The sequence below is a fragment of the Streptococcus sp. LQJ-218 genome, from assembly GCF_003428885.1.
Lineage (GTDB): Bacteria > Bacillota > Bacilli > Lactobacillales > Streptococcaceae > Streptococcus.
In genome coordinates, this window is record NZ_QQRU01000008.1 from 95993 (window position 1) to 108719 (window position 12727).

Genomic DNA, 12727 nt, shown 5'->3' on the forward strand with positions numbered 1-12727 from the left:
AAAAAAGCGAGTTTCGATTGAAATTCGCTTTTTTGAATGCTTGACTAGAAATAGATCTCTGATACTATATTTAAATGTCTCACTTATATAGAGTGGTGACTTAAAACTATTCCTTATCATTATTTTTTCTGAAAATTATAGGAAAGTGTGTTAAAATGGAATCGTATACAAGTTGTTGTTTGAATATCAAATTAGAATTTAAAGAGGTCATTATGAGTAATTTGGAAATAGGGAAACGGATTCGCACCTTACGAACTGAAAAAGGATTGAGTAGAGAAGCATTTTGTGGAGATGAAAAAGAACTTACTATTCGTCAGTTGGGGCGAATTGAAACGGGAAATAACTTGCCCAGCTTAGCTAAACTAGACTATATAGCAGAAGTGTTAGGGGTTCCGATGTCTCAGTTAATTGATGAACGATTGCTAATCGTTCCCAAAGAGTATCTAAAACTAAAAACAAAATTGATACGTCAATCTATTCATGGAGATGAAGAAAAAGTCCGCCAACGTGAGGCTATCTTTGAAGAAATTCAGGAACGATTTTATGACCAACTGCCTGAAGATGAGCAAGTATCCGTTGAAGTCCTACAAGCCATTGATGATGTATATGTTTCTGAAAACGCTGAATTTGGGGAAGGTTTAATTGAGGAGTATTTTGAGCAAACTTTGCTACAAACGGAGTATTCTGTAAATGATTTATTGATCTTATATTTATATTTTTTATCAAATGCTATTAGTTTTAAACGAAATGATGACGTTTTTAAAAAAGTAAGAAATAATATCGTGACCATAATTGACTGTTCAGATAACACTTACATGCATCTACTACAAAGAGTATTAATTGCAATACTGTTGTATCAACTGAGAAACGAATACTACGAAGATATCTCGATTATTTTTAGTTTTTTCAGAGAAATTATGATGGAAATTCAAGATTCAAACTTAAAACCAACTGTAGACTACTTTGAGGCTAAATATTACTTATATGGAGAAAAAGATAAAGAAAAAGCCCTGCAATACTATGAAAAAGCTATCAATGGAGCAGAATTTTTGAATGACATGAATTTTAAAAATCGAGTGATAGAGGAGATGAAAGAAGAGTTTCCTGATATGTAAAAAAACTCTTTGTTTATTGTTGAGGGTTGCTGATAGGCAATATGGGGAGCTTTGTTAGTAAGAATTTAATATATTTGAAATAATAGATGATAACAAATAGCATAAGTACTTTTATTTTTATGTACAAAAGACTATTTACAGAGGAATAAGATGAAAAATTTGGAAATAGGAAAAAGAATTCGTACCTTACGGACTGAAAAAGGATTGAGTCGGGAAGCCTTTTGTGGCGATGAAAAAGAGCTTACTGTTCGTCAGTTAGGAAGAATTGAAACAGGAAATAACTTACCCAGTTTAGCGAAACTAGACTATATAGCTAAAGTATTGGGAGTTCCAATATCTCAGTTAATTGACGAGGGCTTGTTAATTGTTCCTAAAGAGTATTTAAAACTAAAAACGAAATTGATTCGTCAATCTATTCATGGAGATGAAGAAAAAATCCGCCAACGTGAAGCTATATTTGAAGAAATTCAGGAACGTTTTTATGATCAACTCCCTGAAGATGAGCAAGTAGCAGTTGAAGTTTTACAAGCTATTGATGATGTGTATGTTTCTGAAAACTCTGACTTTGGAGAAGGTTTAATTGAGGAATATTTTGAACAAACAATATTACGAACAGAATATTCGACAAATGATCTACTGATATTGTACTTATATTTTTTATCTCTAGCTGTTAATTCAGAACGAGATGAAATAACTTTAAAAAAAGTTTGTCTAAATATTGTATCTCAAACAAACTATGATGATACAAACTATGTTCACTTGCTTCAAAGAGTACTACTAGGTTTAATATTTTATCAACTTGACATCGATTATCATGAATTTATACCTGAAATATTGAGTATGTTAAGAGAAATTATGATTGACATCGGAGATACTAGTTTAAAACCAACTGTAGACTTCATTGAAGCAAAATATTACTTATACGGAGAAAAAGATAAAGAAAAAGCCCTGCAATACTATGAAAAAGCTATCAATGGGGCAGAATTTTTGAATGACATGAATTTTAAAAATCGAGTGATAGAGGAACTTAGAAAAGATTTACCTGATATGTGAAAAGTCTCTTTTTCATTGTAATGCCTTGATAAATAGTTATCAAGATAATCATAATGAAGATTGAGTAAAGAGGATGATATGAGTAATTTGGAAATAGGGAAAAGGATTCGTACCTTACGGACTGAAAAAGGATTGAGTAGAGAGGCCTTTTGTGGAGATGAAAAGGAACTTACTGTTCGTCAGTTGGGCCGAATTGAAACTGGAAATAATTTGCCCAGCTTAGCTAAACTAGACTATATAGCCAAAGTATTAGGAGTTCCGATATCTCAATTAATTGACGAGGGATTGTTAATTGTTCCTAAAGAGTATTTAAAACTAAAAACAAAATTGATTCGTCAATCTATTCATGGAGATGAAGAAAAAATCTGCCAACGTGAGGCTATCTTTGAAGAAATTCAGGAACGCTTTTACGACCAACTGCCTGAAGATGAGCAAGTAGCAGTTGAAGTTTTACAAGCTATTGATGATGTGTATGTTTCTGAAAACTCTGACTTTGGAGAGGGATTGATTGAGGAGTATTTTGAGCAGTTACTTTTAAAAACAAATTATGACACCAATGATTTACTAATTTTACACCTATATTTTTTAAAGTGCACTTTGAATGCCAAGCCAATTGATAATATATTTGAAAATATCTATTCTAACATCTTAGGGCAAACTAATTTCTCTGATACCAACAATATTCATTTGATTCAAAGGGTTATTGTATCAATTGTTTTATATCACTTTAATATTGAATATTATGATTTAATGCCTCAAACGCTAAGTGCTGTACGAGAAATAATAGATGAAGTCCAAGATTTTGCTTTACTACCTACAGTAGATTTTTTTGAAGCCAAATATTATATTCATACTAATCAGAATAAAGATCTTGCTTTGGACTACTATAATAAAGCAATAAACGGATCGGAATTATTAAATGATAAATCATTTAGGGATAGAGTGATAGAAGAAAAAAATAAGGATTTTCCATAATTTCAATTTAAAAACAGGACATAAATGTCAGTGGACAAAAATGTCCTGTTTTTTTACTTTCGTAAGGTATATACTGTTAGTGTAAATAAGTTAAGCAGAACGCAATGCTAGAAACATTTCTATTTAACGGGATGTAGATTAACAGGCGGGAGGAAAATATGGTAAAAACAATTGACTATTATATGGATGAAAAGTTTGTCAAGAAGGACTATCTGATTATCAAAAATAGTCTAGATAGCAGACGCCTATGTAAAGTAACACTTGATGAGAAGCTACTAAAATTAGTTCTCTTACTTCCAAATGAAATGAGAGAAATCAAAATGGACTCCAACTTAAAGCCTAGAATTAGAGTTGTTGACATAACCGATGGGAGTGAGTGAAGTTTTTAAAATACAATTTATCATTAGAAAGAGGTAATAAAATGATTAAGGTAGAAAGAGTTACAAAGCGATTTGGAGATAATATTGCTTTAAATCAAATTAGTTTTTCAATAAACGAAGGAGAAATTTTTGGATTCCTAGGTCCATCTGGTTCAGGGAAAACAACAATGATCAATATTCTGACAGGACAGCTACAGGCTAACAGCGGAAAGACAGAATTATTAGGAAAAGATTCTCAAAAATTACTTCCGTCAGATTTTGAAGAGTTAGGCTTAGTAGGTGACACAAGTGGTTATTACGAAAAATTAAGTTTGTACAATAACTTGTTGCTATTTGCAAGACTATACGGAGTTTCAAAATCTCGAATTGAAGAAATTCTAAAACAAGTTGGTCTGTATGATAGTAAAGACACTCCAGCTGAGAAACTTTCTACAGGAATGCGTCAACGAATGCTTTTAGCTCGTGCTTTAATCAATTACCCTAAAGTTCTATTTTTAGATGAACCTACAAGTGGGTTAGATCCCACCACCTCAAAGAAGATTCACAAATTACTACAGGAGTTAAAGGAAAGAGGAACAACCATTTTCTTAACTACTCATGATATGAATGAGGCGACTTTATTATGTGATAACCTAGCTCTTTTGAATAAAGGTGATCTTATTGAACAAGGAAGCCCAAGCGAAATTATCCAAAAATACAACACGGAAAAAAATGTTGCAGTAACTTATAGTGATTCTACTAAAAAGGTAGTGCGCTTTGAAGACTTGCAGCAAGAAGATTATAAAAAAATGATGACGATTCACTCATGTGAACCAACTTTAGAAGATATTTTTATTAAATTGACAGGAGAAAAATTAGATGTTTAAGAGAATTTTAGCCCTTATCTGGTTGAGGACACAAGTATTATTAACAAACAAAAACACTTTGGTACAAGTAGTATTCCCATTCTTTCTGGTTCTACTCTTCCAAAATTTTATGAATACAGATGGTACTCAAGGGAAAACACTATTGTATAGTTCTTTAACAATGGCATTCTCATTTTCTTCTGGGTCAATGATTTCAAACTCTATTGCAGAGGAAAAAGAAAAAAGAATTTTTAAAACACTCATTTTAAGCGGAGTTCGCCGTGGAGAATATCTTGTTTCCGTGTTGTTTTATCCTGTAATCTTTGCCTTGGCTGCAGTTATTTCTTTCCCTATTATGGTTGAAGTGGATTTCGCAAAAGATTATCCTGTATACCTTGTAGTAGCTTCTCTGGTGGCATTATGTACAATCCTCTTAAATTTAGTGATTGGAGCTATTTCAGAGACACAAACTCAGGCTCAGGTTTATGGTTTGATTCCAATGCTTGGTCTCTCATTCTTGCCAATGTTTTCTCAAGTTAGCTCAGAGATCAAGAAATTTATGGATACAACTTTCTTAGGAGTTTATGTAGATTTCTTTAATAAACCAGATTTCAAGTTGAATTTTGACAGTTTGGGAATCACTTTTGCTTGGGTTATAGCATTACTTGCCCTTAGTTATTGGGGGTTGAAAAATAAAAAAAGAGTACAGTTTGGAAAATTAACAATTAATCAACTTCAAAAACTAACTTTTTTTAAAGCTAAGTGTTAATGAGCTTGTAAGAAATCTAGTTTAAAACAGTAAACCAGCGCTTAAAATGCTGGTTTACTGTCTTTCATTCTCATGATTCTTGTATTCGCTTACATAAAGTGTTATAATATAATTGTAGGAAAGAAGGTGTTCTTATGATGTATATAAAATTGGGGTTGTTTGTTACCTTTCTTGTGTTATTAATCTTGTTACCTGATAAGATTAATGGAAAAAATAAAAAAATTTGGAAAATAGTTCTTGCAATATTGACGGCGGCGGCATCATTGTCATTTTTGTACTAAGTTATTTTAAGAATGTAGGGTTTATTTCCCTACATTCTTTTTAGTTTTTTCTGTTTTATAAATTCTATTTATCCAAGCGCTTCAAAAACTAACTTTTTTAAAAGCTAAGTGTTAGTAAGCTTGCAAGAAATCTAGTTTAAAATAGTAAACCAGCGCTTAAAATGCCGGTTTTACTGTTTTTCATCCTCAAATTTATTGTATTCGCTTACATAAATTGTTATAATGTAATTATAAGAAAGAAGGTGTTCTTATGTGGAAAAAATATTTTTCAAAATATAAATGGACGGATTTATCTTGGATTCTATTTGTTATCTTAACATGCCTCTATATAGGTAACCACGATTTGTTTCCTCTCAATCATCAAGAAATCTCTTTTCGTGGTAGCTTGTGGGGGTTGGTACTGGCATTATATCACTTGTTATTTATTGATAAGTTTGTTATCTCGAATCGAAAATAAAGATTAGAACTATGCTTGACTGTGTACTTTTAATATTGATTTTGGAGGAAGATTTTGTCTCTATTATTTATTATTTTAAATTTGTTTATCTTGTACAAGATCTATTCTTTGAGACGGGAGAAATCGAAGTATTTGATTTATATGGCCTATATCATATTTGGAGTAAATATACTATATGGTATTCAATGGTTATTAAGAGAATTTATCTCAACTATTTCCCCTTAATATATATAAAAACTTCAGTGATTCATTCATAACAAAACGCATAAGATCACGATTTTTGAGTACCTGTTCTTATGCATTTTTGTAATATTAAAGATTTTTTGTAAGTTGTCTGCCTTTGGGAGGCCTAATTCAGAGTGCTTTCCCAACCAGAATCTCAGCCTCAATAGTAATCTCTGTCAGTTGGCTCCAGTCAATCTTAGTCTGGTCGATGTGAAAGAGTAGGGGCGTCATGCTGAGTAGGGCTTGGAGTTGCTCTGCTGTGATAGTTTTAGTCAGAGAGGCAGTTTGACTAGATAGGATGGTAAAGTGTTCCTGGAAATGATTTTTGATATCTTGATTAGAATAATCCTTGTTTGTCAGCTGGTCTTGTACCTTCTGACGGATTTCCTTGAGGTGATTTTCAGTTGGAATAACCTTTATCAAGATGCCGTCTTTGGATAAAACGCGACGAAATTCTCCATAGTTGGCAGGTGAGAAGATATCAAGCAGAATGTCCATGCTGGTGTCTTTTATAGGGAGACGAGCTAGGTCGCCTACAAACCAATTGACTGCCCAGTTGGGTTCACTTTTAGCAGCGATTTGGACTGAATCTTTTGAAATATCAAAGGCATAGAAGGTTTTATCAGAGTGACTTTCTTGGAGTTTGCGAGAGTAAAAGCCTTCACCACAGCCGATATCCAAGACAGTTTTTGCGGATGGATTCGTTGCTAGGAAGTCCGAGATGGTTTCTAAGATAGCCTGATAAAATCCAGCTTCTAGGATTTGCTGGCGATTTTGGAAGTTTTCCTTGTCGTAGTTGGCAGATTGCTTGATTTGAGGTGCCAGATTGACATAGCCGAATTTTGCCAAGTCAAAGGAATGACGGTTGCAGCACTTGAGACTGCTCTCTACCAGAGTCAGCTTTTCTTGGCAGATAGGACAGGCAAAGGCAGTCGCAGAAGCAAAGCGCTGGAGTTTGGGTTTTAGGTTTGTATTCATAGTTTAAGTCTAGCAAAAAAAGGACTGGATGGCAAATGCCTCCAGTCGGCGAAACTATAAGTGATCCTTTCCATTCCATTTAAAGGCATAGTGAGTAAGAATTATAAGGCAGATAACCCAGAAAATGGTGGCGATCATACTAGAACTAGTTATAGTGAATGAGTCCGGTCTTGTCAAAAATTCTGTATTTGCTCCAATAAAAGAATATTGAGTAATATAAAACAACAAGGAGTTACTATTATCTATTGCAATCATTGGTAAAAAAGTAGCGATAAGTAAAACCAACATACTAAATAAACTAGCATGAACTTGCGTTTTTGCAAAAAGTCCTATAAGGAGATTGATAAGGATAAATATCAATGAAGTCATCATAACAACAAGACAATAAATAGTAAACTGTTGAATATGTATTCCGAAAAAAATTGGCATAGAAATAGCCGTAAGAGCTGAAAAGAAGAAAGGAAAGGCTAAAGTAGATAAAATATACTCTGTTCTAGTTACACCCGTTAAAATAAGAGTTCTTAACATTTTCTTCTCTTTTTCTTCGGAAACCATCAAAGAAGTGAATGAACCTGCCGTTAAACTATAAACTAAATCTAAACCTATATTTAAAAAGAATATTTCTCCATGTATGAAAGGGATTGTCTGTAAGATGAGAAAATCTAAAAAAGGTGTCACAACACAGACAAAGAGTAAAACTTTATTTGTAATTAGATACTGCCAACGAAACCAGAACAGAGATTGTAATCTATTCATGTTTTTCTCCTTTCGCTAGATTGATGAAAATATTCTCTAAAGATTCTTCCAAGGTATGTATACTAATTACATCTGATGAATTAATGTAGTTAGCAACCATTTCTTTAGAAATAATTTTTGTATCTTGATTTTTAAAACGAATTAATACTTTATTACTAGGGCTATACTTATCAATAATATCTTGTGGTGCCCCATACTCTATGAGATGACCAGAGTACAATAAGCCGATTGTATCACAAATTTTTGTGGCTTCATCCATATTGTGGGTAGTTAAAAAAATAGTGCACCCTTCTTCTTTCAGTGTCTGTAAAATATGATGTACTTTATTAGTTAGAATTGGATCGAGTCCAGAGGTTGGTTCATCTAAAAATAAAATTTTGGGGTGATGTAAAATAGAACGAATCAATAGCATACGTTGCCTCATTCCAGTAGATAATCTATCTGATCTAGTATTACGATCTTTAAAAAGATCTAATTCTTTTAACAAAAAATCTAGACGATCTGTTTTTATTTGATGGAATTTAGCAAAAAAGAGTAAATTTTGATAGACTGTCATTTTCTCATAGAAACCAACAGTATCACTCATAATTCCAATTTCTCCAAAATCTAAAGAATTTAATTTGTTGGTATCTTTTTCTAAAACTGTTGCTATTCCTTGATCGGGGACAAGTTGTCCTGTCAAAATATGGATTGTCGTAGTTTTACCAGCACCAGAAGGACCTAGGAAACCAAATATTTCCCCGCTTTTTACTTCAAACGATACGTTTGATAATGCAACTTTTTCTCGAAATTTTTTAAAAATGTGGCTTACTTTAATCATACAAACTCCTTTAATATAATACAGTAGGAATTTTTCAAATTAATCTTACTTTATTGATGTCCTAAAAGAATGAAGTCATTATTTTAAGAACATCATCTAAAAAAATAAAATTATCTATTTATTATTTTATCATAAAAAATAGCACAAATCATATAGGAATAGTAATAAACACAACAAAAAGGAGTTACCTTTCTCGAGGTTAACTCCTTTGTTTATAGGTAAATGTTGAATAGTTTAGTAAGTCAATACAAAGTATTTTTTCTTCCCACGACGGATAACAGTCAGTTCGTTCTCTAACTTATCAGCGTCACTTAAGACATAGTCAAGGTCTTGGATGCGGTCGCCGTTGACGTAGATTGCTCCGTTTTGTACGTCTTCACGGGCTTGGCGTTTTGAGTTAACCACGCCAGAAGATACGAGAAGTTCAACGATATTGTGGTTTTCGTCTGCTTGTACTTGGTAGTTTGGCACACCACGAAGTCCTTGTTTGAGTTCTTTGACAGAAAGGTTTTTGATATTTCCTGCAAAGAGTTGCTCTGTGATGTTAAGGGCTTCTTTGTAAGCTTCTTCTCCGTGAACAAGTGTCACGACTTCACGAGCGAGGACTTTTTGAGCCAAACGTTCGTGTGGAGCGGCCTCAAACTGTTTACGGATGTCTTCGATTTCATCGAGTGACAAGAAGGTAAAGATTTTCAAGAAGCGAACAGCGTCAGCGTCCATAACGTTCATCCAGAATTGGTACATTTCGTATGGTGAAGTTTTTTCAGGGTTGAGCCAAACTGCGTTTCCTTCTGATTTACCAAATTTCTTACCAGTTGCATCTGTGATCAGTGGAACAGTGATAACGTGGCCAGTCTTGTCAGCTTTACGACGAAGCAATTCGGTACCAGCTGTCATATTGCCCCATTGGTCAGAACCACCGATTTGTAGCGTTACATTGTGGTCTTGGTTAAGGGCGAAGAAGTCGTAACCTTGCATGATTTGGTAAGCAAACTCAGTATAAGAAATCCCTGTTTCAATCCGTTTTTTCACAGACTCCTTACTCATCATGTAGTTGACAGTGAAGTATTTTCCGATATCACGGAGGAAGTCAATGAAGCTGATGCTGCCAAACCAGTCGTAGTTGTTGACCATGACAGCTTTATTTTCACCATTTTCAAAGTCAAGAAAGCGAGAAAGTTGTCCTTGGATAGACTTGACCCAGCCATCTACTGTGTCTTTTGTTTGGAGACTACGTTCAGCATCTTTGAAGGACGGATCTCCGATGAGACCTGTAGCACCGCCAACGAGCGCATAAGGTTTGTGACCTGCTAGCTGCAAGCGACGACTTGTCAAGATTGCGACAAGGTGGCCTAGGTGAAGGCTGTCAGCAGTTGGATCGTAGCCAGTATAATAAGAGACTTGACCTTCTTCTAGGGCTTTACGCAAAGCTTCTTCATCAGTCGTTTGAAAAATCAAACCACGCTCTTTTAGCTCATCAAAAATGTGCATGTGTCTTTTCTCCTTTTTAAAAATATTGTTTCTACCTATTGTATCACAAACTTGGGCAATAGCCTAGTAGAATAGGGAAGAAAGTGGCTATTTTATTGAAAGTTTACCTTTTATGGTATAATAGAAAAAATGAGGAAATCCATGCAAAATCAATTAAATGACTTAAAACAAAAAATGCTGGAATTTTTCCAGCTAGTAAAATCAAAAATAAAGCATAAAAAATCAGAGAAAGTCTCAGAAGAGAAGCAATCGGATTGGACAAGAGGGAGAATTCTGTCTATCCTAGGAAGAGCTTTAGTTGCTATTAAGGGAATTTTGAATGCTCTCTTTATTCTAGGCTTTATCGGTGGGCTTTTTGGTGCTGGTGTAGCTCTTGGTTATGGGGTTGCTTTGTTTGACAAGGCTAAGGTTCCCCAAGCGGATAGTTTGGTCAAGCAGGTTAAAAATATTTCTTCCATCTCAGAAATTGTTTATGCAGATGGAAGTGTCATTGCTTCTATCGAAAGTGACCTACTGAGAACTTCTGTTTCATCTGAGGAAATATCGGACAATCTTAAAAAGGCTATCGTTGCAACTGAGGATGAACATTTTCTTGAACATAGTGGGGTTGTGCCCAAAGCTGTGATTCGGGCGACTTTGGGAACCTTTGCAGGTTTGGGCTCATCTAGTGGGGGCTCGACCTTGACACAGCAGCTAATCAAGCAACAAGTGGTCGGAGATGCTCCTACTTTAGCTCGTAAGGCTACAGAAATTGTCGATGCCCTTGCTTTGGAACGCAACATGAGCAAGGATGAAATCTTGACTACTTATCTCAATGTTGCTCCCTTTGGTCGAAATCATAAAGGCCAGAATATTGCAGGTGCCCAGCAAGCTGCTGAAGGAATTTTCGGTATCGATGCCAACAAGCTGAGTATTCCCCAAGCGGCCTTCTTAGCAGGTTTGCCACAGAGTCCGATTACTTATTCTCCTTATGAAAATACTGGAGAGTTAAAGAGTGATGAAGACTTAGAACCTGGTTTGAAGCGGGCCAAGGATGTTCTCTACAACATGTACCGTACGGGTGCTCTGACTCAGGAAGAATACGACCAGTATAAGGATTATAATCTCAAACAAGACTTCTTGCCGTCAGGTACTGTCAATGTTGTTTCGAGGGATTATCTTTACTTTACAGCTATGGCTGAAGCGACAGATCGCATGTATGATTATTTAGTTCAACAGGACAATGTTTCTAGCCAAGAGTTGAAAAACGAGTCGATTCAAAAGGCTTATCACGAGCGAGCTGAACAGGAATTGAGTAACGGTGGCTACAAAATCACGACAACAATCAATAAAAAAATCCATAACGCCATGCAACATGCAGTTGCTAACTACGGTCATTTGGTAGATGATTCGACTGGGGAGCCTGAAGTAGGGAATGTTTTAATGGACAATCAAACGGGGGCTGTTCTAGGCTTTGTTGGTGGTCGTAATTACCAGACTAACCAAAACAATCATGCCTTTGACACGAAGCGCTCGCCAGCCTCTACAACCAAACCTTTGTTGGCCTACGGTATTGCCATTGACCAAGGTTTGATGGGGAGCGCTAGTATCTTGTCCAATTATCCGACAAAATTCTCTAATGGAAATCCTATCATGTATGTGAACAGTCCAGGTACAGGCATGATGACTTTGGGTGAAGCCCTGAACTATTCGTGGAATATCCCAGCCTATTGGACCTATCGCATGCTTCGTGAGAAGGGTGTGGATGTCAAGAGCTACATGGAGAAAATGGGTTACGAGATTCCAGAGTACGGTATCGAAAGTTTGCCTATGGGTGGTGGGATTGAAGTCACAGTTGCCCAGCATACCAATGGTTATCAAACAATTGCCAATAACGGTGTCTACCATCAAAAACATGTGATTTCTAAGATTGAATCATCTGACGGTACAGTAATCTATGAATTCCAAGACAAACCTGTTCAAGTGTACTCGAAGGCAACAGCAACGATTATGCAGAGTTTGCTTCGTGAGGTGATTTCATCTCGGATCACTTCAAGTTTCCAAACGGACTTGGCTTCTATCAATTCAAGCTTAGCGCGTGCAGACTGGATTGGTAAGACTGGTACAACCAATGAAGATGAAAATATGTGGCTTATGCTTTCGACACCAAAATTGACTCTAGGTGGTTGGCTAGGTCATGATGACAATCACCCAATGGCTAAGGGGGCCGGGCACCATAGAAATGCCAAATATATGGCTTACTTAGTAAATGCTATCCAACAGGCTGAACCTGGTGTTTGGGGCAATGAACGCTTTAATCTTGATCCTAGTGTAACCCAATCTCAGGTCCTCAAATCTACAGGGCAGAAGCCAGGCAAAGTATCCGTTAATGGAAAAACAGTTGATCTTTCAGGTTCTACTGTAACGAGCTATTGGGCTACCAAGGCGGGAGCTCCTACGACAAGCTATCACTTTGCTATTGGAGGAAGTGAAGCAGATTACCAAAACGCTTGGTCCAGTATTATTGGTAGTTTCTCATCTACACAATCAAATAGTAGAAGATAGGAAAGTGGTATTGATTGCCACTTTTTTCTTTTTTCTTT

General features: G+C 35.5%; 12 protein-coding genes. 8 read left to right on the top strand and 4 right to left on the bottom strand.

Features of this window, described 5'->3' with window-relative positions; genetic code table 11:
• Window positions 1-212: 212 nt before the first annotated feature.
• The 7 genes from D2908_RS08120 (at window position 213) to D2908_RS10290 (ending at window position 5875) form a co-directional block, all read left to right on the top strand.
• A complete protein-coding gene (locus tag D2908_RS08120; protein ID WP_165847477.1) occupies window positions 213-1115 on the top strand; it encodes an XRE family transcriptional regulator in 903 nt (300 codons plus the stop codon).
• A gap of 150 nt (window positions 1116-1265) precedes the next feature.
• Window positions 1266-2168 (top strand): XRE family transcriptional regulator, encoded by a 903-nt coding sequence (locus D2908_RS08125; RefSeq protein WP_117306225.1) that lies wholly within the window; start codon window positions 1266-1268, stop codon window positions 2166-2168.
• A gap of 78 nt (window positions 2169-2246) precedes the next feature.
• Window positions 2247-3143: an XRE family transcriptional regulator gene (locus D2908_RS08130; RefSeq protein ID WP_117306227.1), complete on the top strand. Its 897-nt coding sequence runs from the start codon at window positions 2247-2249 to the stop codon at window positions 3141-3143.
• A 158-nt stretch (window positions 3144-3301) separates the two neighbouring features.
• Window positions 3302-3523: a hypothetical protein gene (locus D2908_RS08135; RefSeq protein ID WP_033679542.1), complete on the top strand. Its 222-nt coding sequence runs from the start codon at window positions 3302-3304 to the stop codon at window positions 3521-3523.
• A gap of 41 nt (window positions 3524-3564) precedes the next feature.
• Window positions 3565-4389 (top strand): ABC transporter ATP-binding protein, encoded by an 825-nt coding sequence (locus D2908_RS08140; protein WP_117306229.1) that lies wholly within the window; start codon window positions 3565-3567, stop codon window positions 4387-4389.
• Complete coding sequence (locus tag D2908_RS08145; protein ID WP_117306231.1) at window positions 4382-5137, top strand: ABC transporter permease; 756 nt, start codon at window positions 4382-4384, stop codon at window positions 5135-5137. Before D2908_RS08140 ends, D2908_RS08145 begins: the two co-directional genes overlap by 8 nt.
• A gap of 531 nt (window positions 5138-5668) precedes the next feature.
• Window positions 5669-5875: a hypothetical protein gene (locus D2908_RS10290; protein ID WP_117306233.1), complete on the top strand. Its 207-nt coding sequence runs from the start codon at window positions 5669-5671 to the stop codon at window positions 5873-5875.
• A gap of 354 nt (window positions 5876-6229) precedes the next feature.
• Here the strand turns inward: D2908_RS10290 and D2908_RS08155 are convergent, their stop codons facing one another.
• From D2908_RS08155 to tyrS, 4 genes are all read right to left on the bottom strand, one after another.
• Entirely contained in the window at window positions 6230-7078 is an 849-nt protein-coding gene (locus D2908_RS08155) for a putative RNA methyltransferase (protein ID WP_117306235.1), read from the bottom strand.
• Between the two features lie 54 nt (window positions 7079-7132).
• Window positions 7133-7834 carry an ABC transporter permease gene (locus tag D2908_RS08160; RefSeq protein ID WP_117306237.1) on the bottom strand — a complete coding sequence of 234 codons (702 nt, stop codon included), beginning with the start codon at window positions 7832-7834 and terminating at the stop codon, window positions 7133-7135.
• Window positions 7827-8654, bottom strand: a complete 828-nt coding sequence (locus D2908_RS08165) for an ABC transporter ATP-binding protein (protein ID WP_117306239.1) — start codon at window positions 8652-8654, stop codon at window positions 7827-7829. The genes D2908_RS08160 and D2908_RS08165 overlap by 8 nt, the downstream gene beginning before the upstream one ends.
• Before the next feature lie 234 nt (window positions 8655-8888).
• On the bottom strand, window positions 8889-10145 hold the full coding sequence (tyrS, locus tag D2908_RS08170; RefSeq protein ID WP_117306241.1) for a tyrosine--tRNA ligase: 1257 nt from the start codon (window positions 10143-10145) through the stop codon (window positions 8889-8891).
• Window positions 10146-10286: 141 nt separating this feature from the next.
• Between tyrS and pbp1b the strand changes: the two genes are divergently transcribed.
• The gene (gene pbp1b / locus D2908_RS08175) at window positions 10287-12689 is read left to right on the top strand and encodes a penicillin-binding protein PBP1B (RefSeq protein WP_117306243.1); all 2403 of its coding nucleotides are present in this window, start codon (window positions 10287-10289) and stop codon (window positions 12687-12689) included.
• The last annotated feature ends 38 nt before the right edge of the window (window positions 12690-12727 follow it).